The following is a 23,686-nucleotide window of genomic DNA, read 5'->3' on the forward strand; positions in this document are numbered from 1 at the left end:
CGCCGCAAGCTGACCGTGCCACCGGAACTCGCATACGGTCCGGCCGGTTCCGGTCACCCGCTCGGCGGCAAGACGCTGGTGTTCGTGATCGACCTGGTCGACCTGCCGTAGAAAATCGTTCATGAAGGCCCGAGTCCGGTGTATGCCGGACCCGGGCCTTCATGCATCCGGGCGCATTCACGAGCACGCGCCGGTTCTCGCTGCCAGACTGGGGCAATGGCAGTACGAGTGCAGGTGCCGGCGGAACTCCTTCCGCACCTGCGCCGCGCCCGCGACGTCGCCGACCGCGACTATGCGGAACCGCTCGAACTCGGCGAACTCGCCGCCAACGCCGGCGTATCCAAGTTTCACTTCCTCCGGTGTTTCGCCGCGGTGTACGGCAGGACTCCGGGGGCCTACCTCGCCGAGCGGCGCATCGAGCGAGCCCAGGACCTGCTGCGGGCGACCAACCTGACGGTCACCGAGATATGCCACGTCGTCGGGTACACCAGCCTCGGTTCGTTCAGCGCCAAGTTCCGGCAACTGGTCGGTACGTCACCGTCGGTGTATCAGGCGAAGTTCGCCGAGTCCGGTGCGCCGCGAATCCCCGGTTGCTACGTCTTCATGCACGGCCTGAGCGACCGGTCCTGAACGCCGCAATTTCGGAGAAGCGCGGGCACCGGCGCCGACCCTAGGTTGGAATACATGATTACCAACATTTCTCTGGTCACCCTCTGGGTCACCGACCAGGACGCAGCCAAGAAGTTCTACACCGACACGATGGGATTCGTCGAAGGCACCGACGTCACGCTGGGCGACGGGTTCCGCTGGGTATCGATCCTGCACCCCGACCATCCCGAATTGCAGGTCACGCTCGCCACACCGGGTCCGCCCCTCGACGACGACACGGCAGAAGCGATCCGGCGGGCACTGGCCGCCGGGACGATGGGCGGATTCGGTATGGCCACCTCCGACTGTCGTGCGACGTATCGCGACCTCGCTGCCAAGGGGGTGGAGTTCGTCCAGGAACCGGCCGAACGGCCCTACGGCGTCGAAGCCGTGATGCGGGACAACTCCGGCAACTGGCTGGTGCTGGTGGAAGGCCGGGAGTACACCGGAGAACCCTTCCCGCACTGAGTGATTCGGTCATCGATCGCGGGGGCGCGTGCGGGGCAACCGGATGACGAGACGCGCACCCCCGAGCGGGCTCTCGTCCAGGTACGCGTCGCCGCCGTGCAGGGTCGCCTGCTGCGCGACCAGTGTCAGTCCGAGCCCGGACCCGGTCTGGCGCGAGTTCGATCCGCGCCGGAACCGTTCGAACACTGCCGAGCGTTCGTCGGCGGGGACACCCACTCCGTCGTCGTCGACGATCAGGCTGGTGGCGGCATCGTCCCTCGAGACGGTGATCCGAACGAGCGATGCGCCGCCGTGCCGGACGGCATTGGTGATCGCGTTGTCCACCACGAGTCGCAGGCCTGCGGGCAGGCCGCGCAGCGTCCGGCCGGCATCCCCGCGGACGTCCACGGTCAGGCCCGGATATCGGCGCATCGCGTCCGCGGCAGCGGTGTCGCAGATCTCGACGGGATCGACGTCGACGAAATCGCGGTCGGTGGACAAATCGCCTCTGGCGAGGCGTTCGAGGTCGTTGAGGGTCGCTTCCAACCGTGCCTGAGTGCGCGCGAGGTCGGTGAGTATCTCGGACCGGTCGTCCGCCTCGAGATCGAGGGTCGTGAGTACTTCGATGTCCGTCCGCATCGCCGTCAGGGGCGTCCGCATCTCGTGTGCCGCTGCCGCCGCGAAGTCACGCGCCGTGGCCAGCGCGGCGTCGGTGGCGGCACGCGCACGTGCCACGTCGTCGAGCATCGCGCCCACCGCCGACGCGAGTTCGTCGGCTTCCGTGACTCCGGACGGGCGCGGGGAGAGATCCCGGTCGCGAGCGACGATCCGGCGGGTGAGGTCGACGAGGGGCCGCACCGCGCCGCCGCCGAGCAGCCAGCCGAGAGCGGTCGCGGCGGCCACCGCGACGGCGCCGGCGATCATGACCTGCCGGTGCTGATCGGTGGTGACATCCTGCGCTTCGGCCAAGAGCACGGCCACCGACATCAGACCCCGATTCGATTCGATGGGGGTGGTGTACGCCCGGTAGTCGATACCGTCGACGGTGACGGTGTGCGCGCCGGGTTCGAGGACTGGAAGTTCCGTAGGCGTGCTCGCACGCAGATCACCGTCGGGTTCCGCGCGGATCGTCATGGCGAACGCGCCGCCGTCGCCGAATACCGGGAGGAACAGTTCGGCAGCCGCGGCGTTGGCTGCCAGTACATCGGCGGCGAGGTCGAGCCGGCGGTCGAGTTGTGCAAGGTTGTTGCGCGAAATCGCGAGTGCCACAATGACGCCGAGGATCCCTACGACGATCGTCGTGCCGAGCGCGGTCGCGGTGGCCACTCGGGCGCGCAACGAGAACGAGCGGGACATCTCACGGCTCCCGCAGGACGAAGCCGACCCCGCGCACCGTGTGGACGAGCCTGGCGCGTCCACCCGATTCGAGTTTGCGGCGCAGGTAACCGACGAACACATCCACGACGTTGGTGTCCGACGTGAAGTCGTAGCCCCACACGAGCGACAGCAACCGGTCGCGGGACAGGACGATGCCCGCGTTGCGCGCGAGCACTTCGAGCAGTTCGAATTCGCGTTTGGTCATGTCCACCGGATCACCGTCGACGAACACCCGCCGGCCCGCCGGTTCGATGCGCAGAGCGCCGACCCGCACCACCTGATCGTCGACGGGCGCGCGACGGCGCAGCATTGCTTTGATCCGCGCGACGAGTTCGGCCAGAACGAACGGTTTGGTCAGGTAGTCGTCGGCCCCGGATTCGAGCCCTGCGATGCGGTCGTCGACGGTGTCGCGGGCACTGAGCACGCAGATGGGGATGTCGTCGCCCGCTCCCCGCAGAGTGGTGATGACGTCGGTCCCGTCGAGTCCCGGCATGTTCATGTCGAGCACCATCACGTCGGGTCGCGCAGCCTCCACGACCTCGAGAGCTTCGGCACCCCCGGCTGCGGTCAGCACCGAGAACCCGGACAGGCGGAGGCCGCGGTGCAGGGAAGCGAGGACGTCCGCGTCGTCGTCGACGACCAGTACGGAAGGGGACCCGTTCATGAAGGGCAGTATTCCCGCATTCGGGGCGTCGGCGCCAAGCATCGCGCGGTACCGTGCATCCACGGGTGCCACCCCGCCGGCCGACCGCCGCGCCCGGATTGCTCTACTGGGTGCGCGCTCGATCGGTACGCCGCCGAAAGGACCTCTCCATGCCTGCTCCCGTGCTGTCCCGCCGCGACCTGGACTTCTTGCTGTTCGACTGGCTCGACATCGAGTCCCTGACGACGCGTTCGCGGTTCGCGGAGCATTCCCGTGAGACGTTCGACGCGGTGCTGGATCTGAGTGCGGACATCGCTACGAAGCATTTCGCGACGCACAACAAGAAGGCCGACGCGCAGGAACCTCGTATGGACGAGGACGGCCGCGTCGAGATCATCCCCGAGGTCAAGGCCGCACTCGACCTGTTCTCCAAGGCGGGCTTGATCGCCGGCGGGTTCGACGAAGCGCAGGGCGGCATGCAGTTGCCTATGGCCGTGTTGCGGGGGTCGATGGCCTGGTTCCAGGCGGCGAATGCGGGTACCTCCGCGTACCCGTTCCTCACCGCGGCCAACGCGAGCCTGCTCGTCGCCCACGGCGACGACGAGCAGATCGCAACGTTCGTGCCTCCCATGCTGGAGGGACGATTCTTCGGCACCATGTGCCTCTCCGAGCCCCAGGCGGGTTCGTCGCTCGCCGACATCACCACCAAGGCGGTCCCCGCGGACGACGGCACCTTCCGGCTGACCGGCACGAAGATGTGGATCTCCGGTGGTGACCACGAACTGACCGAGAACATCGTCCATCTGGTGCTCGCGAAGATCGCGGGCGGACCGGCGGGCGTCAAGGGCATCTCCCTGTTCATCGTCCCCAAGTTCCTCGTCCGGCCCGACGGCACGCTCGGTGAGCGCAACGACATCGCGCTCGTGGGCCTCAACCACAAGATGGGCAATCGCGGAACCACGAACACGCTGCTGAACTTCGGTGAAGGTGTCCACACTCCCGGCGGCGAGGCGGGAGCCGTCGGCTATCTGCTCGGCGAACCGCACAAGGGCCTCTCCTACATGTTCCACATGATGAACGAGGCTCGTATCGGAGTCGGCTTCCTCGCCACCTCCCTCGGCTACGCCGGATACCTCCAGTCGCTCGAGTACGCCCGCACCCGGACGCAGGGACGCCCCCTGGGAACGAAGGACCCCGCCTCCCCGCAGGTGCCGCTCGTCGAACACCCGGACGTGCGCCGGATGTTGCTGGCGCAGAAGTCGTACGTGGAAGGTGCACTCGCCCTGGGCCTCTACTGTTCCAAGCTGGTCGACGAACAGCGAACCGCGCCCGACGACCACGCCCGCACCCGTGCGGGTCTGCTGCTGGACCTGCTCACCCCCATCGCCAAGTCGTGGCCGTCGCAGTGGTGCCTCGAAGCCAACAGTCTTGCGATCCAGGTCCTCGGCGGATACGGATACACCCGGGAATTCGACGTCGAACAGTACTACCGGGACAACCGGCTCAACCCCATCCACGAAGGCACCCATGGCATCCAAGGCATGGATCTCCTCGGCCGCAAGGTGATCATGCAGGGTGGTGCCGCGCTCGCGGTACTGGGGGAGACCATCGGCGAAACCGTGACGAAGGCACTGGACGCCGGTGGCGACGCCGCGGAGTGCGCACAGCAGTTGCAGCGCGCCGTCGTACGGGTGGGGGAGACGACGACCACCCTGTGGTCGACCGGCGATCCGGCTGTCGCGCTGGCGAATTCGACCGTGTACCTCGAAGCCGTCGGGCATGTGGTGGTCGCGTGGATCTGGCTCGAACAACTCCTCGCCGCAGGCGAGCGCGACGGCGCCTTCTACGACGGCAAGCGCGCCGCGGCCCGGTACTTCTTCCGGTTCGAACTTCCGAAGACGGGGCCGCAGTTCGACCTGCTCGCAAGCCTCGATCGCACCACCTTGGATGTCGATCCGTCGGTGTTCTGACCTCTGCCGCCGCGACCTTGATCGGGTCGCGGCGGCGCTCGTCAGCGACGCGCGGTCAGGCGGTTGATGGTGACTCCGCAGACAGTCCGGCTCTCGGCTGGTTCGAAGTAGTACGGTTCGAAACCCGTGCGGAACAACGGCACTCCGTCGCCCGCGACTATCGGATTGACCTTCAGAACGAGTTCGTCGATCTCGGGCAACAGCGCACCTGCGAGAGATCCGCCGCCGCACAACCAGATTCCCGCGCCGTCCTGCTGCTTGAGATCCCGCACGTACGCGAGCGGATCACTGTCGACGAGCGTGACGGTCTCGTCCGGCGCTGCGCTCATCGTGGTGGAGAAGACGTACTGCTTCAGGTGCTGATACGAACTCGTGACTCCGTCGGCGAGGGACGGCTCCCAAGTTCTTCTGCCCATGACCACCGCGTCGAAGTTCTTGTTCGGCGGGTCGATCCCGAGATGCGCACGCGCCTGGGTGGGGATGGTTTCCGGGAACTCCTCGACGAGTACCGACACCACCAGTTCGTCGGGTACCGGAAAGAAATCGAACCCGCCCGACGGATCGGCGATGAACCCGTCGAGCGTGGTGGCCACGTAGTAGGTCAGTGTGCGCAAGAATGCTCCCGTCTCGGCAGTCAGGCCTGTGCCCGATCGACGAGCAACGTTAGTGCATGACGCACCGTCCGAGCGAGCACTTTTTGCGGATCACCCTCGAATTGCTTTTCCTCGCAGCGGGTTCCCTCCGGCCCGGTCGTGGCGAACCAGACCGTGCCCGGTGGGCGCCCGTCCTGCGGATCGGGTCCGCCCGCCCCGCTCACGGCGACCACGATCTCCGCTTCGAGGAGTCGGGAGGTGGACTCGGCCATGGCCCGGACCGCTGCCTCGCTGACCACCGGTCCTTCGGGAACGCGGAGAAGTCCGTGCTTCACCTCGCGTGAGTACGCGACGATGCCGCCGCGAAACCACTCCGAACTACCTTGCGCCGCACCGAGCCTGGCGGCCAGAGTGCCCGCGGTGAGCGACTCCGCGCATCCCACGGTCAGGCCGCGCTCGGACGCGAGGTCGGCAAGCCGTTCGATCAGGTCGTCGGAACGATCCGTTCCCTCGACGATGTCGTCATCAGCCACGTGTTGCTCCTTTTGTGTTGTCGCGAATCCAGCGGGTGAGCAGGGTTCCGTCGTCGTCGCAGAGCAGGTGGGTCCGTCGCATTGGCGTGAGCGCGGGGGCAGGCGTCGAGGCGATGCGCCCCGCGGCACCGGCTGCCAGGACCGGGGCCCAGGTCAAGCACAGGTCGTCGACGATGTCGGCTTCGATCATGCTTCCGAACAATTGCGGACCACCTTCGCACAGTACGCGCGTCCACCCGGCCTTGGTGACGGCGGCGAGCAGGGCCGCACCGTCGATGGTGTCATCCGCGATCACCCGGACATCGGCGCCCGCGTCCTCCGCCGCGCGGCGATTGGCGGCCGGCGCACTCTCACTGGTGAGCACGACCGGCGGCACCGTGGTGTCGGTGAACAGCCGCAGATCGGAGGGGAAATAGCAGGACGTCGTCACGACCGCGATCGGAGGTACCGCTTCGAGGCCGTCTGCCTCACGACGGGCACGAAGCGTCTCGCTGGTGCGTGCGCCCCCGTAGTTCTCGGTGCGAGCGGTGCCCGCGCCGACGAGGATGACGTCCGCGAGTTCCCGCAGCAGCCCGAAGACCTTCTTGTCCGACGGGGTGCCGAGCGCTCCCGACCTGCCTTCCACTGCGACCGCCCCGTCGAGCGAGGAGACGAAGTTGACGCGCATCCACGGGCGTTCGAGCCCTTCCGGATACGCATACAACTGCCGGAGCCGGGCGTCGTCGACTTCGGTGGGGGAAGCGGGGTCGTCGAGTTGGTGCATGCACCCGATCAGATCACGCCGGTTCGTTCCCCGCTATGTCACGCGCCGTGGCCGGCCTCCATGTCGCTCACGTCGCGGAAGGTCAGCAGCGTGTCCAGGTTCTCGCGGAGTTCACCCTCCTCGGGATCGAGCAGGAACCCACTGTGGTCGCCGAGATCGAATCTGTCCAGCACGCGCCCGACGAACCATCCGGCTGCGCCGTCGAGGATCGGCAGGCCGTGCGGGCCCTCGCTCCACGAGCACTGCGCGAACTTGTCGATCTCGTCTCCGGTTTGCTCTCCGAAAAGCTCCGAGATCGGGCGGTTCTCCGGCGAGAGAACGTGCACGGCGAGGTACTCGGCGTCCTGGGCGACACGAAAGGTGTGGTTCTTGTTCGAGATGGCGACGAGGAAGCGTGCCGGATCGATGCCCGTCTGAGTCGTGAACCCGACGAGGCACCCGCTGCGTTCTTCTCCGCCGCGTGTCGTGACGATGTACATCGGGTAGTCGAGCTGGGACATGATGTCGGCGAACCCCTCGGAGGAGCCGCGGACTGCATCGGTGTCGGACATGCTCCGATCGTACGTTTTACGTAGTGCCGATACGGTTTGGTGCGGGCGACGGCGCGGTACCCGAGTGCCATGACGGACCAACACGGCGGGGACGGTGCGGCCGGCGCAACCGTGGCACCCGACGATGCGCGCAAGCCCGACTCTCCGACGGACATCGAGAAACCGTCGTGGAAATACGTGGTCAAGAGGACCGTGCGGGAGTTCAGCCGAGATCAGTGCACCGATCTGGCGGCGTCGCTGACCTATTACGCCATCCTGTCGCTGTTTCCTGCGTTGCTGGTCGTGGTCTCGTTGCTCGGCGTCTTCGGGCAGGGCCAGGCCACCGTGGATGCGGTGCTCCAGATGGTCGAGGAACTGGGACCCGCCTCCGCGGTCGACACCCTGCGCGGACCCATCGAACAGTTGGTGCAGGCACCCACCGCCGGCCTCGCACTCGTCGTCGGTGTTCTCGGTGCCCTCTGGTCGGCTTCCGGCTACGTGGGGGCCTTCGGCCGCGCCATGAATCGCATCTACGAGATCGAAGAGGGACGCCCGATCTGGAAGCTGCGCCCCCAGATGCTGCTGGTGACGGCGCTCGTCCTGGTCTTCGCCGGTGCAACGGGCCTGATGCTCGTGGTGAGCGGACCGATCGCCCGCACCATCGGTGACGTCGTCGGCCTGGGCGAGACAGCGGTGACGGTCTGGAACATCGCGAAGTGGCCCGTGATGCTGATACTCGTCATCGTCCTTGTGGCGGTGCTCTACTACGCCACACCCAACGTCAAGCAGCCCAAGTTCCGGTGGGTGAGCGTCGGTTCTGTGATCGCGATCGTGGTCTGGATCGTCGCGTCGGTGCTGTTCGCGGTGTACGTCAGCAATTTCGGGAGTTACAACAAGACCTACGGTTCGCTCGCCGGTGCGGTGATCTTCCTGTTGTGGTTGTGGATCACCAACCTGGCACTGCTGTTCGGGGCCGAATTCGATGCGGAACTCGAACGTGGCCGGCAGTTGCAAGGTGGAATCGAAGCGGAGAAGACCCTCCAACTGCCCCCGCGCGACACCCGTGCGAGTGAGAAGAACCAGGCGAAGCATCAAGAACTGATCGAACGCGGGCGTCGCCTGCGTGGAGAAGTCGGCGACAACCAGGAAGGGGAACGAACATGACGGAACCGACCGGAGGGGGTGCGCGTCACGTGGCGGCCCAGCCCTCCGAACTGTCCACTGTCGAACTCACCGAACGGCTGACCGCGCAGGTCTCCACCCTCGTGCGCACCGAGGTCACCCATGCCCTCGACGAAGTGAAGTCCAAGGGCACCAGGATCGGTATCGGTGCCGGAATCTCCGGGGCCGGTGCGCTTCTGCTCTACCTCGGCCTCGCCACCCTTATCGCCGCGGGTGTGCTGGGGCTTGCGACCGCAGTGGACCCCTGGTTGGCGGCACTGATCGTCGCGATCGTGGTTCTCGTGATCGGCGGCATCCTCGCGGCCGTCGGCGCCTCGAAGGCCAAGAATGCCGCACCGCCGATGCCGGCACACACGGCCGACAGCGTTCGGGCCGACGTGGCCGCCGCGAAGGGAGCAATGCAATGAGCCGACAGGACTCCTCCAACACCGGGCCCACCGAGTCGACCCCCAACGGGTCGGGCGGACCCGAGGCCGATATCGAACAGCAGCGCGCGGAACTCGCTGCGACGGTAGGCGAACTGACCGACCGGCTGGACGTGCCCACGCGCGTCAAGCACGCGGCCGACGAGCGCGTCGAAGCGGTACGGAACCGCCCCGACCTGCTTGCTGCAGCCGGGGCAGTTCTCGTCGCCGTCGTGCTGGTGGTCGTCTGGCGCCGCCGCCGCTAGCCCCTCGCGGGGTCAGCCACCCAGTTGTGCCCGAAGCGCCTCGAGGACAGCCGGATCCTCGATGGTCGACGGCACCGAGTACTGCTCGTTGTCGGCGATCTGACGCATGGTCTTGCGAAGGATCTTGCCGGAGCGCGTCTTCGGAAGGGCCTGCACGACCGTGACGTCGCGGAAGGTGGCCACCGCACCGATCTGGTCGCGCACCATCGCCACGAGTTCCTGACGCAGCGTTTCGGGGTCGATCTCCACGCCGGCCTTGAGCACGACATAGCCCGACGGGCGCTGCCCCTTGATCTCGTCGCGGATCCCCACCACCGCGCATTCGGCCACAGCCGGGTGCGACGCCACGACCGCTTCCATCGTTCCCGTCGAAAGTCGATGTCCGGCAACATTGATCACGTCGTCGGAGCGTCCGAGCACGAATACGTAGCCGTCTTCGTCCACATAACCGGAATCACCGGTGAGGTAGTAGCCGGGGAACGTGTCGAGATACGACCTGCGGAAGCGGTCCTCGTCTTGCCACAGCCCGGTCAAGGTACCCGGCGGAAGCGGCAGCCGGACGACGATGTTGCCTTCGGTGTTCGCCTTCACGAGATCGCCGTGCGCGTCGACGATTTCGACGCGATATCCCGGGACGGGGACCGTCGGTGAACCGGGCTTGAGGGGCATCGGATCGAGACCGCGCAGATTTGCGGCGATCGCCCAGCCCGTCTCGGTCTGCCACCAGTGGTCGACGACCGGGCGCTCGAGAATCCGGCTCGCCCATTCGTAGGTGTCGGGGTCGAGACGCTCGCCGGCGGCGAACAACGTCTCCAACGTGTCGATCGAATACTTTGTGAGTTCCTCGGCTTCGGGGTCGGCCTTGCGGATCGCACGGATCGCGGTCGGCGCGGTGAACAGCGCTTTGACATTGTTCTCCGAGATCATGCGCCAGAACGCGCCTGCGTCGGGCGTGCCCACCGGCTTGCCCTCGTAGAGAACGGTGGTGGCGCCTGCCATCAACGGCCCGTAGACGATGTACGAGTGGCCGACCACCCACCCGACGTCCGACGCGGTCCACCACACGTCGCCCGCGTCGATGTCGTAGATGTTGCGCATGGACCACGTCAGCGCGACCGCGTGCCCGCCGTTGTCGCGGACGACACCCTTCGGCTTACCGGTGGTGCCGGAGGTGTAGAGGATGTAGAGCGGATCGGTCGCGGCGACCGAGACCGGTTCGGCCGGCGACGAGTCGGCGACGAGTTCGTCCCAGTCGAACCACGCGGCGGACGACGCCTTGTAGTCGGCTGCGGAGCCGGGGATCTGCTCCCGATCCTTCACGATCACGGTGTGCGGGGGAGTCTTCGTCAAACCGAGGGCCGCCTCGACCATCGGCAGGTACTCGACGGTGCGGCCGGGCTCGAGACCACCCGACGCGGTGACGAGCACGACCGGCCGGGCATCGTCGATGCGGGTCGCGAGTTCCTTAGCCGCGAAGCCGCCGAACACCACCGAGTGCACGGCACCGATGCGGGCGCACGCGAGCATCGCGATCGCGGCCTCCGGGATCATCGGCATGTAGATGATGACCCGGTCCCCGGCCACGACGCCCTGATCGCGCAGCACTCCGGCGAACGTGGCGACCTCGTCGAGCAGTTCGGCGTACGTGTAGGTCTTCTTCGCCGGCACCATCGCCGAGTCCCAGATCAGCGCGGTCCGGTCACCCGCGCCCGCGGCGACATGCCGGTCGAGCGCGTTGACACTGGTGTTGAGAGTGCCGTCCGGGAACCAGTGGTACGAGGGTGCGTGCGTGTCGTCCAGTGCGCGGGTGGGCGCCGTATCCCAGTCGACGGCCTTCGCGGCCTCGAGCCAGAAGGCCTCGGGGTCCTCGACGCTCTGGCGGAACGCCTCCTCGTACGAGCTCATCGCCTGGTGTCCTTCCCTCGCACTGACAGTGGTGACCGCGTCACCCTATGTGACTGGCTGCGGCCCGGAACACGATGTGCGACGGGCGGCAGTGGTTGGGCGACGAGCGGGGTGCCGACGGAAGGGCAGTGGACGGAAGGGCAGTGGAGGAGGTGGGCGTGATCTCGCCCGTTCGGGGAATCCGGATCCCATGGCTCAACGAACCACACCCGCAGTCGCGGCGTCGAGTCGGTGGACCGACACCGACGGGATCAGATACCCGCGTGGCGATACGCACGCGTGGACGCCCGGCACCAACCAGACCCTGTGCGGAGTCCCGCTCTCCCGTGCCCGACTCGCCCGCTTCCCGCACGTGCCGTGGACCGACGCCCTGTACCTGGCCGAACTCGGGGAACACGGAGTCTTCCCGTGCCGTCGCTGTAGCGGGGCCACGCTCAGCGATCGGCGCCGGTGGACCCGCACCGATCCGCGGCCGTGACGGCTGGTCGCTGTGTGGGTGGTCGCCTCGATCCAACGCACCTACGAACGAGAACTACCACGCACGCTCCGGTCACACCGCATGCCGGACACCGCACGCAAAGTCGCCGCGCTCGCTGCGCCCAAGCGAAGGACCAGGTCTGCCGGCACCGAGGAGGGGGGTCGGTGGCCGTTGGCGGCGCCAGGGTGAGGCGGTGGGGGGAGGTGCGGGCCTTGCCGCTGCCGGGGAATCGCTGCAGGCGCGAGTCGAGGTAGGACGTGAGCGCGTCGACGAGTGCGGGCTCGGCGGTGAGGACGCGTTGCTTGTTTCCCTTGCCGTGCAGGGTAATCGACTCGAGTCGACCCGTGTCGTCGAGGTTGCGGAATTCCCCGATATTGAGGGTGACCAGTTCGGACAGGCGGCATCCGGTGAGCAGTGCGTGAGGACGATGGCGAGGTCGCGCTCTCGCCAGGCGTGTGCGTTGTCGTCCTCGTCTGTGGTCAGCGCGGTGATCAGTTTCTCGACCGCGTCGTGATCGAAGGCCTTCGGTACGGTCTTGGCGACTTGGGGCGCAGGACCGCATCCATCGGGTCGGCAACGATCAGATCCGAGGTGAACAGGTAGCTGCCCAGGGCGTTCCAGGTCGACCAGCAGCGCAGGATCGAGGCTGGGGAGTGCGTGTCGGCGAGAGGTGCGGGAAGCCGGCATGGTTCCCCTGATCGGCCGATTTCTTCGATTCGGTCCTCTGCCGGTCCGGGGCCTGGTCGGTGCTTCGTCTGCGAGTTGGCGGCCCGGGTGGGAACATGGACGGTACTGACCATGTGATTTATCCTGTAATCAGGAGGTGGATGCCATGACAACCGCACACCCACGACCCGACCTCGCCGCCTACAACGACGCCGCCCGAATGACCCAATCGGAGCTGGTCACGGCGCTGCGTGAGCTGCTCGGCGCCAAGCTGGTCGCGTACCTGGGGAAGGTGAAAGAAACCCGCGCTGTGCGCCAGTGGGCAGAAGGCACCCGCACCATCAACAACGACACCGACGTCGAACGCCTCCGTATCGCCTACCGTGTCGCCCGGCTGATCGTCGAGCGCGATACCCCCGCCGTGGCCCAGACCTGGTTCCAGGGTCTGAACCCGATCCTGGACGACCGTCCGCCGGCGCTGCTGCTGCGCGAGGGCGATCTGTCCGATGTCGGCCCGAAGGTCCTTGCCGCTGCCCGGCAGTTCGCGGCGGTCGGATGAACGCACCGGATCGATCGTTGATCTCGACCCCGCGCGGCGATGTCCGCTGCTTCCACGTCGATGGCGTGGTCGCCTACCGCGTTGGCTACCCGCCGACCTCGTGGGAGTGGACACCGTGGGAGTTCGCCACCGACGGGCGCTTCACCGGCCGCTGGGACGATCCTGCGGGGATGTGGCGAACCCTGTACGTCGGCGCGACCCGCCTGTCGTGTTACCTCGAGGTCCTCGCCTACGCGCGCAGGAGCGAGGAGCTCAGCGCCGCGCTCGAGGAGATCGTCGACGACGAGCCAGATGAGTTCCCCACCATCGAACCGGGTCGTATCCCGCGGTCGTGGATGTCGAGCAGGGTCACCGGCAGCGGAGCGATCAGCGGATGGTTCGTCGTGCCCGGCGACACCGAGTCGGTGGCCACCCTGCGAACCCTCTTCCGGCCCCACGCGATCCGGCACGGCCTCCTCGACCTCGACACCGCGGCGATCCGCGACGGCCGCCCGCGCGCCCTCACCCAGGCGATCTCCCAGTGGGTCAACACCCTCTCCGATCCCGACGGTGAGCCGGTGGCCGGCATCCAATTCGACTCCCGGCACGGCGACGGACTGGTGCTCTGGGCGCTGTACGAACGTCCCGGTGACGGACCGGTCAGCAAGAACATCACGGTCCTGGACTACGGCCCCGTCGAGGAACACGACCCCGACCTGATCGAAGCGATGCGCCTGCACAACCTGATCTGGGAGGACGACTGAATCCCCGGCGGCACAGTTGCGCAGCGCAGACAACCACCCCGCGTGGGGGAATCGCAGCTCGGGCGGTGATATAAGAGTGCGTGCCTTATCGGCACCTCGGCGCGGCTCGGTGTTCCGGAATCGTGACAGCGGTGCGCGGTAGCCGCAGGTTTACGTCGCACCCGCCGGGTACTCGGAAGCATGACCGAACACTCGAAAGCTAGCTCTTCCGGCATGCACGTGGTGGTCACCGGCGCGACCGGCAACGTCGGCACCGCAGTGGTTCGCGCCCTCGGGGCGGAACCCGCCGTGGAATCGGTCCTGGGCATTGCCCGTCGCCCGACCGACTGGGCGGTCCCCAAATCGACCTTCGCGCCTGTCGATGTCGCGTCGGACGATCTCGCGGAGACGCTGCGCGGCGCCGACGCGCTCGTCCACCTGGCCTGGCTGTTCCAACCCACGCACAAACCGGAGACGACGTGGGAGAACAACGTGCTGGGCACGATCCGGACACTCACCGCCGCAGCGGAGGCGCAGGTGCCCGTGATCGTGGTGGCGTCGTCTGTCGGGGCCTATTCGCCAGGCCCCACTTCGGAGCCCGGAGTCGAGGAACCGCGCGTCGACGAAACGTGGCCCACCCACGGATGGCCGGGCGCGGCGTATCCGAGGGAGAAGGCCTATCTCGAGCGGTGGTACGACGCCTTCGAACTCGAGCATCCGGAGATCCGTCTCGTCCGGATGCGGCCCGGGTTCATCTTCCAGCGACGCTCTGCCACAGCGCAGCGACGGATCTTTGCGGGGCCGTTCGTACCGGGCTCGCTGCTGCCTGCGATTCCGGTCATTCCGGACATGCCGGGCCTGCGGATGCAGATCCTGCATTCCGACGACGCGGCGGATGCCTACGTGCGTGCCGTCCTCCGGCCCGTGCGTGGTGCGTTCAACATCGCGGCCGAACCGCCGGTCGACGCCCACTCGTTCGCGGAAGTGCTGGGCGCGCGGGTCGTGCCGATGAAGCGCGGGATCGTCCGGTCGGCCGTCGCCGCGGCCTGGCATACCCATCTCGCGCCGGCCGATCCGGGACTGCTCGACACCGTGCTTCGGTTACCGCTGATGGATTGCACGCGTGCTCGGACCGAACTCGGGTGGTCGCCGTCGGCCGAGCCGCTGGATGTACTCGCCGAGTTCGTCTCGGGTCTGCGGGAGGGTGCCGGAGCGCCGACCCCGCCGCTCGTGGCAGACAGCCTGCGCGGCCGGGCGGAAGAGGTAGCCACCGGGGTGGGTGTGCGTCCCTGATCACCGGGCGAGCTCACTCCGCTGGGAGACCCAAGCGGCGATACCGGTCGATTCGGCGGCTGTACCGTTCGTCGGCGGGTTCCCCGGCCAGTCCGGTGAGTTCGCGTGCGACGGCGGCACCGACCCGCTTCACGAATTCCACCGGTTCCTCGCTCGCGTCGGGTCGTTCGGGAATCACCCCGTCCACGATCCCGTCACGCAGCAGGTCTCGCGCGCGAATTCCCTGCGCCTCCGCCATCCGCGGGGCGTGGGTGGTGTCGCGATGAACGATGGCACTTGCGCCCTCAGGAGGTAGCGGGGCGAGCCAGCCGTGCTGCGCGCACAGCACGCGGTCGGCGGGAAGCAGGGCCAGTGCGCCACCGCCGGTGCCCTGGCCGAGCAGCACCGACACGGTCGGCGTCGACAAGGTCACGAGATCGGATATGCAGCGGGCGATTTCGGGCGCGAGTCCGCGTTCCTCGGCCTCCTTCGACAACGACGCGCCGAGGGTGTCGATGACGAGAACGAGGGGGAGTCGGAGTTCTTCGGCGAGCCGCATTGCGCGACGTGCTTCCCGCAGCGCGCCGGGTCCCATCGTGCTCGACGCGGACTGGCCGGTGCGGTCCTGCCCGAACATCACACACGACACGCCGCGAAAACGCGCCAGCGACAACAACACCGTCTTATCGGACTCGCCTTCCCCGGTACCGGACAGTCGTACCTGAGCCGACGCGGCGTGCCGGAGCAATTCACGGATACCCGGGCGTTCGGGCCTGCGGCTGAGCATGACCGACTGCCAGGCCGGGATGTCGGGCACGTCGTCGACGGTGGTGACGGCGCGAGAGGTGCTGGTGTCGGGCCGATCCGGTTCCACGAGCACACGGAGCAGTCGGTGGACGAGCCGCCGGACTTTTTCGAGCGGGACGACTCCGTCGATCACGCCCTTGCGGTAGAGGTTCTCCGCCGTCTGCACGCCCTCCGGGAACGGTTCGTTGTAGAGCGCCTGGTAGACGCGGGGGCCGAGAAACCCGACGAGTGCGCCGGGTTCGGCGACAGTGACGTGTCCGAGCGATCCCCACGACGCGAACACACCGCCGGTGGTCGGATTACGCAGGTACACGAGGTAACCCAGATGTGAAGCCTTGTGCTGGGCGACTGCAGCGGCGATCTTCACCATCTGCACGAACGCGAGCGTCCCCTCCTGCATTCGGGTGCCTCCGGAGGTCGGGGAGGCGAGCAGGGGTAGACGCTCGGCGGTGGCGCGTTCGATAGCGGTCACGATCCGTTCGGCCGCCGCGACGCCGATCGATCCTGCGAGAAAGGAGAACTCGCAGGCGATCAGAGCGACACGGCGACCGTGCACGGTGCCTGTTCCGGTGAGAACCGATTCGTCGGTGCCGGACTTCTCGGCGGCTCGCCGGAGGTCCGCCTGATATTTCTCGTCGGCGTGGACCTTCACCGGGGTGGTGTCCCACGAGGTGAAACTGCCGGGGTCGACCACGTTGTCGATGAACTGCTGAGCCGAGATCTTGTCGCCCGCCACGTCGCCTCCACCTGTCGATCACGCTGTGGAACAAACCTATACGAGGTGAGCGGTGGTCCAACTCAGCTGTGCTGCCGTGCGGTTACCGGCCGAGAGCTTCCTTCCACGTCACCGTGCGGCCGATACGCAGGATCGAACGCTGATAGATCTTCGCGGCCACGAGACTGAGCAACCCTGTCGCGGCGAGCATCAGAAGCACGGTGCCGACGATCTGCACCGGTGTCGCGACACCGGCGGCGATGCGCAACGGCATAAGGATCGCCGAGAACGGCGGGATCCAGCTGAGGGTCGTGCTCCACGACGCTTCCGGATCGTCGATCGACGAGAACGCGGCGAAGAACATCGCGATGATCAGGATCATCAACGGCCCTGACGTGGAGTTCACGTCTTCCTGCCGCGACACCATCGACCCTGCCGCGGCATAGAGCACGGCGAAGAACGCGAAGGCGAGGATGAACCAGCCGAGCGTGCCGATCAGCACACTGATCGCGGTTCCGGTGATGGTGAGCGTCCCGGTGGCGAGCGACGCGCCGACACCCACCACGCCGTACGCGGTGAGCTGGAGCAGACCGACGGCACCGATGCCGACGATCTTGCCCCACAGCAGTTGCAGCGGCCGGAGGGTGGAGAGCAGAAGTTCCACGACACGCGAGGACTTCTCCTCGACCACACCCATCGCGACATACGTTCCGAACAGCAGGATCTGCAAGTACAGCAGGAGTACCGAAACGGTCGCCAGGATGATCCGCTGGCCCTGTTCGGGGTCGGGAGGTTCGATGGCCTCGACGACCACGGTTGCGCGAGCAGCGGCCGCAGCGATCTCCGCGGGGTCGACTCCGCGGGTGGACAGCGCCGCGGATTGGGCTTCCTGCACGACCGCGGTATCGATGAGTGCTTTGAGATCGGCGTCGATATCGGACTCGGTGATCGCGGTGACGGTACCGTCACCGCCGGGAACGAGGGCGACGTCGAGGCTGCCCGCACCTACCTGCTCGCGAGCGGCGTCGGCGTCGGGCACGGTGGAGACTTCGATCGGCGTGCCCACGGCGTCGCCGATGGAACCGAGCGTCGTGCCGAGGGTGTAGCCGGAGACGACACCCACGGTGGGGCGGTCGTCCTCGCCGCCGGAAAAGATCGACATCGCGACGATGCCGACGACGATCGCAGCGAGCACGATCGCGTTGCTGATGACGAAGCTCTTCTTCTGTACCTGGGTGACGAATTCGCGGCGCGCCACCAGGCCGATCGCGTGCGAGTTGCTCAGTGGGGCGCTCATGCGGCTACCACCTCTCGGAACAGGTCGGTCAGGGACGGTTGCTGCAAGGAGAACTCGTGTACCGGTCCGGTGGACAACGCGGTCTTGAGGATCTGCTGGTCGTCGGCGCCCGGCTCGATGGTGAGCACGGTGCGACCTTCCGTGTATTCCGAGCCGGAGACACCCGGCAGGCCGTCGGCCCAGCCGGCGGGGGCGTCGGGAGCGTGCACGACCAGGCGGGAAGCACCCTCGGCGCGCAAGTCGTCGACGGCACCGACGACGCGCATGCGTCCATGGACGATGATGCCGACGCGCTCGCACAGTCGCTGCACCAGATCGAGCTGGTGACTCGAGAAGATCACCGGGACACCGGTGTTCGCCTTTTCGACGAGAACCTCGCTCATCACGTCGACGGCGACCGGATCGAGACCCGAGAACGGTTCGTCGAGAACGAGGACGGCGGGATCGTGTATGAGCGCTGCGGCGAGCTGAACGCGCTGCTGATTGCCGAGGGACAGTGAATCGACCGTGTCACCGATCCGCTCGGCGATGCCGAGCCGTTCGGTCCAGCGCTGCATCGCCGCCGTGGCATCGCGCTTCGAAAGCCCGTGCAACCGAGCAAGATAGATCAGCTGGTTACCGACCTTCATCTTCGGATAGAGTCCGCGTTCTTCGGGCATGTAGCCGATGGTGCGGCGGACGTCGAGATCGACGGGCTTGCCCGAAAGCCGGACTTCTCCGCCGTCTGCGGCGAGCACTCCCAGCGCGATGCGCATGGTGGTGGTCTTGCCGGCGCCGTTGCTGCCGACGAACCCGAACAGTTCACCGGGCTGCACCTCGAAGCTCACCCCGTCGAGGGCGACCGTGGTGCCGTAGCGTTTCGAGAGATTGTCGATGGTGAGGGTCACAGCTGGTCCTCCGGGTCGTCGTCGGGTCGGGTCCACGCCAGCAGCACTGCCGGGAGGCATCCGCTGAAAAGTATTGCGGCGAGAGCGAATCCACCCGCCGAGTAGCACAGCGCTTTGTGGTCGATGAAGTCGAACGGCGGGCTCCACAGGAGCGCGAAGATCGGGATCAGGAGCAGGCTCTGCGCCACCGAGAGCCCGATCGAGCGGGCGCTGTTGCGTTCGGCGATCTCACGCTCGTCGAGGGCATGCCGGGGTGCGTCGGACTGCCGCCCCGAGACGATCTGCAGGCATGTCCACGTGGGCAGGAATACCAACACGACAGCTAGCCACACAATGGCGACGACAGGGAAGAAGTAGGTTGCCACGGAGATGACGAACATCGCCGAGATCAGGGCGACGACGGCACCGGCGAGGATGCGGCGACGGTGCCGGGTGCGCCATGCCGGCAGCCATTTCGCGAATGTGGCCTCGTGCGTGAGGAACCGGCGGGTGCGGTAGTCCTCGTACCGGTCGATGAGCGACGCGGTGGACATGTCAGGCCTCCTTGGTGTGGGGTCTGTAGAGCTCGGTCGACAAGGGGGTGAACTCGGTGCGCGAGAAGACCGCTTCGACCGGGAGGTCGAAGACGTCGCAGATCCGGAAAGCAAGATCCAGGCTCGGATAGTGGTCTCCGCGCTCGAGTGCGCCCACCGTTTGGGGGTTCACGTCGATGAGCTCGGCAAGTTGGGCTCGGCTCATACCGCGTTCCGCACGGAGAACGCGGATGCGGTTGAAGATGGGGAGCGTTTCCCCACGGCGTACCGGACTCATGGAACAAAGTGTTGTAAAAACCCAACGATTTGTCAATGCCGGGAACTCGCCCTCCCGCCACGGCCCCGGCGGTCGTGGCGTCAGCACGTGCATCAGAGGGGCTCGAGGCGAGTCTTCAGGAGGCAGAACTCGTTGCCCTCGGGATCGGCCAGCACGTGCCACGACTCGTCGCCCGTCTGTCCGATGTCGGCCCGACGTGCGCCCAGGCTCAACAGGCGCTCGAGTTCCGCGTCCTGATCACGATCGATCGCGTTGACATCGATGTGCAAGCGCGACTTTCCCGGCTCGGGCTCATCTCTGCGACTCAGGATGATGGTCGGCTGCGCGCCGCCGAACCCTTCGCGTGGCCCGATCTCGAGCGTCCCGTCGTCCTCACGATCGAGCACGACGAAGTCCAGGACCTCACACCAGAACTGGGCGAGCACCTCGGGTTCTCTGCAGCTGAGCACCAGCTCACTGATACGACACGCCATGGATGAAACCCGCCTCCCCTCGGGGACTGTCGGGGAGGCCACCCCGAGATTCGCCAGCTCCCGGCAGCCGAATTGCCCGTGATAATAGCGAGCCGAGCGCGACGCGGGCCAGGTTTCCGCGGATGCGGCGACTGTCACACGACCGGCACGAAGCCCACGGCGTCCGTGTCCGGAGACGACCCGTCAGTCGTCCTGGAAACCGCGGATCCGGTCGAGTTCGCGCCGATCTTTCTTCGTGGGCCGACCCGCGCCGCGATCGCGGATCGGGATCGCCGCGAGAATCTCCTTCGGCGGCGGCGGTGGGCTGTGATCGATGTAGGCGGTGGCGGCGATCGGCGCGCCCACCCTCTTGTTGACCAATTGCGTTACCTCGACGATCTTTTCGACCCCGTGCGCCCGCACGCGGACCTCGGTGCCGATCGTCACCGGTGTCGACGGCTTTGCTGTCACGCCGTCGACCTTCACGTGCCCGGCGCGGCACGCCGATGCCGCCGCCGAACGGGTCTTGAACAGCCGCACCGACCACGTCCAGCTGTCCACCCGAACGCTTCCGCTCATCTACAGCAACTCCTCGCTCAGCCGTCCTTCTTCGAGTCGCCACCGCCGCGTGCTTCGCGTCGTCTCCAGCATTCTGCGGTCGTGTGTCACCAGCAGGAGAGTGCCGTCGAAGCTCTCGACCGCCTGCTCGAGTTGCTCGATCGCCGGGAGATCGAGGTGGTTGGTGGGCTCGTCGAGCACGAGCAGGTTCACACCGCGCGCCTGCAGCAGTGCCAATCCCGCTCGTGTCCGCTCGCCCGGAGACAACGACGCCGCAGGCCGTAGGACATGGTGCCCCTTGAGTCCGAACTTGGCGAGCAGGGTACGTACGTCGGCGTCCGGCCACTTCGGGACCTGCCGGCCGAACGCGTCGACCAGAGGCTCGTCGCCTTCGAACAGGCCGCGCGCCTGATCGATTTCGCCGACCTGGACTCCGGAACCGAGGCTCGCGCGCCCGGAATCCGGGGTAAGGGTGCCGAGCAGCAATCGCAGCAGCGTGGTTTTCCCTGCCCCGTTCGGGCCCGTGACGATGATTCGGTCACCCCACTGCACCTGGGTGGTCACCGGGCCGAAGGTGAAGTCACCACGCCGGACGACAGCGTCGTCGAGCGTCGCGACCACCGTGCCGCTGCGCGGTGCCGCCGCGATCTCCATCCGCAGTTCCCATTCCTTGCGGGGTTCCTCGACCACATCGAGGCGTTCGATGCGCCGCTGCGTCTGACGCGCTTTGGCGGCCTGCTTCTCGGTGGCCTCCGCGCGGAATTTCTTCCCGATCTTGTCGTTGTCCTTCGACTTCCGACGAGCATTTCGTGTTCCGTGTTCGAGCCAGTTGCGCTGCATCTGCGCGCGGTCCTCGAGTTGCGACTTGGTGTCGGCGAATTCCTCGTACTCTTCGCGGGCGTGCCGCCGTGCCACCTCGCGCTCGACGAGGTACGCCTCGTACCCGCCGTCGTACACCGAGATCTGCTGCTGGACGGGATCGAGTTCGACGATGCCCGTCACGGTCCGCGCGAGGAATTCGCGGTCGTGGCTCACCACCACCAGCGCGGTGCGGGTCTCCGCGACGAAACGCTCGAGTTGCTCCAGCCCCGCGTGGTCGAGATCGTTGGTGGGTTCGTCGAGAAGCAGCACGTCGTAGCGCGACAGAAGCAGCGCCGCGAGTCCGACGCGCGCCGCCTGCCCGCCGGACAGTCCGGTCATCGGCGCGTCGAGCCCGACCCCGAGCCCCAGATCCGACACGACCTTCTCGGCGCGCTCTGCGAGATCGGCACCGCCGAGCGCGAGCCACCGCTCGAGTGCCGGGGTGTAATCGTCGACATCCGACTCGCCGAGCGCCTCGGCAGCCGCGTTCATGATGTTCTCGGCGTCCGTCACGCCCGTGCGACGGCCGAGGAAATCCAGGATCGTCTCACCGGGGACGCGCTCGGGTTCCTGGGCGAGGTATCCGACGGTCGCGTCGGGCGGACTGAGCACGATCGATCCGGTGACGTCCGCGTTCCCCAGCCCGGCCAGTGTCGTGAGCAGCGTCGATTTGCCGGCGCCGTTCGCGCCCACCAGCCCGATCACGTCACCCGGTGCGACGGTGAGGTCGAGGCCTTCGAACAGCGTGCGTTCGCCTCTCGAGGTGGACAGGCCGCTGATACGTAGTGTTGCGCTCACGTGTCGAGTATCCCGCTGCGACGATTCCGTCTTCCGCCACGGGTCTGTACCGGCCCGGATGTGGTCACGGCCGAGCGTGCACACACCACCATGGTGAGTGGTGCACACTCTCTGGAATGGCGTCACCGCAGCTTTCGACGAGCAGCCCTGCGACCGGCACCGATTCGCGGACGATCCCTCAACCTCGGTGGAGGCTGCCGATTCTGGGGGATCTGCTCAGCATCGACGTGGCCAAGCCTGTGCAGCGCGAGATGCGGGTGGCACAGGAACTCGGCGGGATCTTCGAACGGAAGATCTTCCGGCACCGACTGATCGTGGTGTCGGGGGCGGACCTGGTGCGCGAGGTCAACGACGAGGAGAAATGGGCAAAGTTCCTCGGAGAGCCGCTGCGTAAGCTCCGCGTCATCGCCGGAGACGGGTTGTTCACGGCGTTCAATTCCGAGCCGAACTGGCGCAAGGCCCACAACATCCTCGGGCCGGGGTTCAGCCAGGCCGCGATGCGCGGCTACCACGACTCGATGCTCGCGGTGATCGACCGACTGCTGCACAGCTGGGACGTCGCAGCAGACAGCGGCGAGTACGTCGACGTGCCGCAGAGCATGACGTCGCTGACCTTCGATGTCATCGGGCGATGCGGGTTCGGCTATGACTTCGATTCCTTCGGCCGCGCCGAGCCCGATCCGTTCGTCGAGGCGATGAGTCGCGCCCTCGAGTACATCAACCGCTCCTCGAACGACATCCCGATCCTGCGCGCCGTGTTCGGTCGGGCGGCCCGTGAGCAACACGCCCGCGACATCGCATTGATGCAGGACACGGTCGATCGCATCGTCGACGAACGGATGCGCTCGCAGGACACGCAGGCCGATCTGCTCGAGCTGATGATGCACACTGCCGACCCGGACACCGGTGAGCAACTGGATCGTGAATCGATCCGTAACCAGGTCCTGACATTCCTGGTCGCGGGCAACGAGACGACCGCCGCCACCCTGGGCTTCGCGGTTCACTTCCTGAGCCGGCACCCCGAGGTGGTGGCGAAGGCACGCGCCGAGATCGCCGAGGTGGTCGGAGCCGACGGGCAGATCGGTTACGAGCAGGTCGCGAAGCTGCGATACGTGCGGCGGGTGGTGGACGAAACGTTGCGGCTGTGGCCGGCAGCGCCGGGCTACTTCCGCAAGGTGCGAGGCGAGACGACTCTCGGTGGCCGCACCCTTCCTCCGGGATCGTGGGTGTTCGTGCTGCTGCCGCAGTTGCACCGCGATCCACTGTGGGGCGACGACCCGGAGCGGTTCGACCCGGACCGGTTCGCACCCGACGCGGTGCGGCGACGGCCGGCGCACATCTTCAAGCCGTGGGGCACCGGGATCCGCGCGTGCATCGGCCGGCAGTTCGCGCTCCACGAAGCTGTGCTCACACTCGCGTCGCTGATCCGCCGGTACGATTTCGTTCCCGAGCCCGGTTACGAACTCGATGTTCACGAGGCCGTCACGCTGAAGCCGCGGGGGTTGAAGGTCAAGCTCTCGAAGCCTTGACGTGCCATTTCATT

At 66.9% G+C, this 23,686-nt stretch carries 27 protein-coding genes and 1 pseudogene; 13 read left to right on the forward strand and 15 right to left on the reverse strand.

The features are described from left to right. The 3 genes from ACFWBU_RS17570 to ACFWBU_RS17580 all read left to right on the forward strand — a co-directional run. Positions 1-111, forward strand: a 111-nt coding sequence (locus ACFWBU_RS17570; RefSeq protein WP_378528873.1) for an FKBP-type peptidyl-prolyl cis-trans isomerase, incomplete at its 5' end; no start/stop codon positions are given. A 105-nt stretch (positions 112-216) separates the two neighbouring features. Further along, a complete protein-coding gene (locus tag ACFWBU_RS17575) occupies positions 217-630 on the forward strand; it encodes a helix-turn-helix transcriptional regulator (protein WP_378528844.1) in 414 nt (137 codons plus the stop codon). A 54-nt stretch (positions 631-684) separates the two neighbouring features. Further along, the gene (locus ACFWBU_RS17580; protein ID WP_378528845.1) at positions 685-1,116 is read left to right on the forward strand and encodes a VOC family protein; all 432 of its coding nucleotides are present in this window, start codon (positions 685-687) and stop codon (positions 1,114-1,116) included. A gap of 9 nt (positions 1,117-1,125) precedes the next feature. Here ACFWBU_RS17580 and ACFWBU_RS17585 read toward each other — a convergent pair whose 3' ends face one another. Both ACFWBU_RS17585 and ACFWBU_RS17590 read right to left on the reverse strand, forming a co-directional pair. Beyond that, positions 1,126-2,451 (reverse strand): sensor histidine kinase, encoded by a 1,326-nt coding sequence (locus ACFWBU_RS17585; RefSeq protein WP_378528846.1) that lies wholly within the window; start codon positions 2,449-2,451, stop codon positions 1,126-1,128. Position 2,452: 1 nt separating this feature from the next. Then, complete coding sequence (locus ACFWBU_RS17590) at positions 2,453-3,136, reverse strand: response regulator transcription factor (protein ID WP_378528847.1); 684 nt, start codon at positions 3,134-3,136, stop codon at positions 2,453-2,455. 149 nt (positions 3,137-3,285) lie between these two features. On the opposite strand from ACFWBU_RS17590, the gene ACFWBU_RS17595 reads away from it, so the two are divergent. Continuing rightward, positions 3,286-5,085, forward strand: a complete 1,800-nt coding sequence (locus ACFWBU_RS17595) for an acyl-CoA dehydrogenase (RefSeq protein ID WP_378528848.1) — start codon at positions 3,286-3,288, stop codon at positions 5,083-5,085. A gap of 41 nt (positions 5,086-5,126) precedes the next feature. Here ACFWBU_RS17595 and ACFWBU_RS17600 read toward each other — a convergent pair whose 3' ends face one another. Genes ACFWBU_RS17600 through ACFWBU_RS17615 form a run of 4 tightly spaced genes read right to left on the reverse strand, consistent with a single transcriptional unit; the run spans position 5,127 to position 7,525 of the window. Continuing rightward, positions 5,127-5,699 carry a dihydrofolate reductase family protein gene (locus ACFWBU_RS17600; protein WP_378528849.1) on the reverse strand — a complete coding sequence of 191 codons (573 nt, stop codon included), beginning with the start codon at positions 5,697-5,699 and terminating at the stop codon, positions 5,127-5,129. A gap of 20 nt (positions 5,700-5,719) precedes the next feature. Next, complete coding sequence (locus tag ACFWBU_RS17605; protein WP_378528850.1) at positions 5,720-6,211, reverse strand: CinA family protein; 492 nt, start codon at positions 6,209-6,211, stop codon at positions 5,720-5,722. Next, positions 6,204-6,974 (reverse strand): pyrimidine reductase family protein, encoded by a 771-nt coding sequence (locus ACFWBU_RS17610; RefSeq protein WP_378528851.1) that lies wholly within the window; start codon positions 6,972-6,974, stop codon positions 6,204-6,206. Before ACFWBU_RS17610 ends, ACFWBU_RS17605 begins: the two co-directional genes overlap by 8 nt. 38 nt (positions 6,975-7,012) lie before the next feature. Beyond that, complete coding sequence (locus ACFWBU_RS17615; RefSeq protein ID WP_378528852.1) at positions 7,013-7,525, reverse strand: flavin reductase family protein; 513 nt, start codon at positions 7,523-7,525, stop codon at positions 7,013-7,015. 69 nt (positions 7,526-7,594) lie between these two features. Here ACFWBU_RS17615 and ACFWBU_RS17620 point away from each other — a divergent pair, with 69 nt between their 5' ends. The 3 genes from ACFWBU_RS17620 to ACFWBU_RS17630 are packed head-to-tail and all read left to right on the forward strand — an operon-like array spanning position 7,595 to position 9,356. Continuing rightward, a complete protein-coding gene (locus ACFWBU_RS17620) occupies positions 7,595-8,668 on the forward strand; it encodes a YihY/virulence factor BrkB family protein (RefSeq protein ID WP_378528853.1) in 1,074 nt (357 codons plus the stop codon). Then, entirely contained in the window at positions 8,665-9,093 is a 429-nt protein-coding gene (locus ACFWBU_RS17625; protein WP_378528854.1) for a phage holin family protein, read from the forward strand. Before ACFWBU_RS17620 ends, ACFWBU_RS17625 begins: the two co-directional genes overlap by 4 nt. Beyond that, positions 9,090-9,356 (forward strand): DUF3618 domain-containing protein, encoded by a 267-nt coding sequence (locus ACFWBU_RS17630; protein WP_378528855.1) that lies wholly within the window; start codon positions 9,090-9,092, stop codon positions 9,354-9,356. Before ACFWBU_RS17625 ends, ACFWBU_RS17630 begins: the two co-directional genes overlap by 4 nt. A gap of 12 nt (positions 9,357-9,368) precedes the next feature. On the opposite strand, the pseudogene ACFWBU_RS17635 reads toward ACFWBU_RS17630, so the two are convergent. Further along, positions 9,369-11,264: pseudogene (locus tag ACFWBU_RS17635) on the reverse strand (propionyl-CoA synthetase); the annotation flags it as partial. 187 nt (positions 11,265-11,451) lie between these two features. On the opposite strand from ACFWBU_RS17635, the gene ACFWBU_RS17640 reads away from it, so the two are divergent. The 5 genes from ACFWBU_RS17640 to ACFWBU_RS17660 all read left to right on the forward strand — a co-directional run bounded on the left by ACFWBU_RS17640 (position 11,452) and on the right by ACFWBU_RS17660 (position 14,979). Next, complete coding sequence (locus tag ACFWBU_RS17640) at positions 11,452-11,739, forward strand: hypothetical protein (protein WP_169621158.1); 288 nt, start codon at positions 11,452-11,454, stop codon at positions 11,737-11,739. Positions 11,740-11,932: 193 nt separating this feature from the next. Then, positions 11,933-12,253: a hypothetical protein gene (locus ACFWBU_RS17645; RefSeq protein WP_378528856.1), complete on the forward strand. Its 321-nt coding sequence runs from the start codon at positions 11,933-11,935 to the stop codon at positions 12,251-12,253. A gap of 318 nt (positions 12,254-12,571) precedes the next feature. Beyond that, positions 12,572-12,964 (forward strand): hypothetical protein, encoded by a 393-nt coding sequence (locus ACFWBU_RS17650; RefSeq protein WP_378528857.1) that lies wholly within the window; start codon positions 12,572-12,574, stop codon positions 12,962-12,964. After that, positions 12,961-13,707, forward strand: coding sequence for an RES domain-containing protein (locus tag ACFWBU_RS17655; RefSeq protein WP_378528858.1), 747 nt, complete (start codon positions 12,961-12,963; stop codon positions 13,705-13,707). The genes ACFWBU_RS17650 and ACFWBU_RS17655 overlap by 4 nt, the downstream gene beginning before the upstream one ends. A gap of 180 nt (positions 13,708-13,887) precedes the next feature. After that, entirely contained in the window at positions 13,888-14,979 is a 1,092-nt protein-coding gene (locus ACFWBU_RS17660) for an NAD-dependent epimerase/dehydratase family protein (protein WP_378528859.1), read from the forward strand. Positions 14,980-14,992: 13 nt separating this feature from the next. Here the strand turns inward: ACFWBU_RS17660 and ACFWBU_RS17665 are convergent, their stop codons facing one another. From ACFWBU_RS17665 to ACFWBU_RS17700, 8 genes are all read right to left on the reverse strand, one after another. Then, entirely contained in the window at positions 14,993-16,501 is a 1,509-nt protein-coding gene (locus ACFWBU_RS17665; protein ID WP_378528860.1) for a carboxyl transferase domain-containing protein, read from the reverse strand. An 82-nt stretch (positions 16,502-16,583) separates the two neighbouring features. Continuing rightward, entirely contained in the window at positions 16,584-17,777 is a 1,194-nt protein-coding gene (locus tag ACFWBU_RS17670; protein ID WP_378528861.1) for an ABC transporter permease, read from the reverse strand. Further along, positions 17,774-18,664: an ABC transporter ATP-binding protein gene (locus ACFWBU_RS17675; protein WP_378528862.1), complete on the reverse strand. Its 891-nt coding sequence runs from the start codon at positions 18,662-18,664 to the stop codon at positions 17,774-17,776. The genes ACFWBU_RS17670 and ACFWBU_RS17675 overlap by 4 nt, the downstream gene beginning before the upstream one ends. Continuing rightward, on the reverse strand, positions 18,661-19,197 hold the full coding sequence (locus ACFWBU_RS17680) for a hypothetical protein (RefSeq protein WP_169621151.1): 537 nt from the start codon (positions 19,195-19,197) through the stop codon (positions 18,661-18,663). Before ACFWBU_RS17680 ends, ACFWBU_RS17675 begins: the two co-directional genes overlap by 4 nt. 1 nt (position 19,198) lies before the next feature. Further along, positions 19,199-19,474 (reverse strand): helix-turn-helix transcriptional regulator, encoded by a 276-nt coding sequence (locus tag ACFWBU_RS17685; RefSeq protein ID WP_169621150.1) that lies wholly within the window; start codon positions 19,472-19,474, stop codon positions 19,199-19,201. 92 nt (positions 19,475-19,566) lie between these two features. Further along, on the reverse strand, positions 19,567-19,947 hold the full coding sequence (locus tag ACFWBU_RS17690; RefSeq protein ID WP_169621149.1) for a VOC family protein: 381 nt from the start codon (positions 19,945-19,947) through the stop codon (positions 19,567-19,569). Positions 19,948-20,130: 183 nt separating this feature from the next. Further along, positions 20,131-20,505, reverse strand: coding sequence for an RNA-binding S4 domain-containing protein (locus ACFWBU_RS17695; protein ID WP_169621148.1), 375 nt, complete (start codon positions 20,503-20,505; stop codon positions 20,131-20,133). Next, positions 20,506-22,143: an ABC-F family ATP-binding cassette domain-containing protein gene (locus ACFWBU_RS17700; RefSeq protein WP_378528864.1), complete on the reverse strand. Its 1,638-nt coding sequence runs from the start codon at positions 22,141-22,143 to the stop codon at positions 20,506-20,508. 116 nt (positions 22,144-22,259) lie between these two features. On the opposite strand from ACFWBU_RS17700, the gene ACFWBU_RS17705 reads away from it, so the two are divergent. Beyond that, the gene (locus tag ACFWBU_RS17705; RefSeq protein ID WP_378528865.1) at positions 22,260-23,672 is read left to right on the forward strand and encodes a cytochrome P450; all 1,413 of its coding nucleotides are present in this window, start codon (positions 22,260-22,262) and stop codon (positions 23,670-23,672) included. Positions 23,673-23,686: the final 14 nt, after the last annotated feature.

The organism is Rhodococcus sp. NPDC060084, from assembly GCF_042730335.1.
In the GTDB taxonomy this organism is placed as follows: Bacteria; Actinomycetota; Actinomycetes; order Mycobacteriales; family Mycobacteriaceae; genus Rhodococcus.

Excerpts from the sequence above, each read along its gene's own strand:
- ACFWBU_RS17650 (WP_378528857.1), top strand. The coding sequence starts at position 12,572 with ATGACAACCGCACACCCACGACCCGACCTCGCCGCCTACAACGACGCC.
- ACFWBU_RS17590 (WP_378528847.1), bottom strand. The coding sequence starts at position 3,136 with ATGAACGGGTCCCCTTCCGTACTGGTCGTCGACGACGACGCGGACGTC.
- ACFWBU_RS17670 (WP_378528861.1), bottom strand. The coding sequence starts at position 17,777 with ATGAGCGCCCCACTGAGCAACTCGCACGCGATCGGCCTGGTGGCGCGC.
- ACFWBU_RS17640 (WP_169621158.1), top strand. The coding sequence starts at position 11,452 with ATGGCTCAACGAACCACACCCGCAGTCGCGGCGTCGAGTCGGTGGACC.
- ACFWBU_RS17695 (WP_169621148.1), bottom strand. The coding sequence starts at position 20,505 with ATGAGCGGAAGCGTTCGGGTGGACAGCTGGACGTGGTCGGTGCGGCTG.
- ACFWBU_RS17660 (WP_378528859.1), top strand. The coding sequence starts at position 13,888 with ATGACCGAACACTCGAAAGCTAGCTCTTCCGGCATGCACGTGGTGGTC.
- ACFWBU_RS17575 (WP_378528844.1), top strand. The coding sequence starts at position 217 with ATGGCAGTACGAGTGCAGGTGCCGGCGGAACTCCTTCCGCACCTGCGC.
- ACFWBU_RS17685 (WP_169621150.1), bottom strand. The coding sequence starts at position 19,474 with ATGAGTCCGGTACGCCGTGGGGAAACGCTCCCCATCTTCAACCGCATC.
- ACFWBU_RS17625 (WP_378528854.1), top strand. The coding sequence starts at position 8,665 with ATGACGGAACCGACCGGAGGGGGTGCGCGTCACGTGGCGGCCCAGCCC.
- ACFWBU_RS17690 (WP_169621149.1), bottom strand. The coding sequence starts at position 19,947 with ATGGCGTGTCGTATCAGTGAGCTGGTGCTCAGCTGCAGAGAACCCGAG.
- ACFWBU_RS17610 (WP_378528851.1), bottom strand. The coding sequence starts at position 6,974 with ATGCACCAACTCGACGACCCCGCTTCCCCCACCGAAGTCGACGACGCC.
- ACFWBU_RS17655 (WP_378528858.1), top strand. The coding sequence starts at position 12,961 with ATGAACGCACCGGATCGATCGTTGATCTCGACCCCGCGCGGCGATGTC.
- ACFWBU_RS17680 (WP_169621151.1), bottom strand. The coding sequence starts at position 19,197 with ATGTCCACCGCGTCGCTCATCGACCGGTACGAGGACTACCGCACCCGC.
- ACFWBU_RS17620 (WP_378528853.1), top strand. The coding sequence starts at position 7,595 with ATGACGGACCAACACGGCGGGGACGGTGCGGCCGGCGCAACCGTGGCA.
- ACFWBU_RS17595 (WP_378528848.1), top strand. The coding sequence starts at position 3,286 with ATGCCTGCTCCCGTGCTGTCCCGCCGCGACCTGGACTTCTTGCTGTTC.
- ACFWBU_RS17705 (WP_378528865.1), top strand. The coding sequence starts at position 22,260 with ATGGCGTCACCGCAGCTTTCGACGAGCAGCCCTGCGACCGGCACCGAT.
- ACFWBU_RS17615 (WP_378528852.1), bottom strand. The coding sequence starts at position 7,525 with ATGTCCGACACCGATGCAGTCCGCGGCTCCTCCGAGGGGTTCGCCGAC.
- ACFWBU_RS17630 (WP_378528855.1), top strand. The coding sequence starts at position 9,090 with ATGAGCCGACAGGACTCCTCCAACACCGGGCCCACCGAGTCGACCCCC.
- ACFWBU_RS17585 (WP_378528846.1), bottom strand. The coding sequence starts at position 2,451 with ATGTCCCGCTCGTTCTCGTTGCGCGCCCGAGTGGCCACCGCGACCGCG.
- ACFWBU_RS17580 (WP_378528845.1), top strand. The coding sequence starts at position 685 with ATGATTACCAACATTTCTCTGGTCACCCTCTGGGTCACCGACCAGGAC.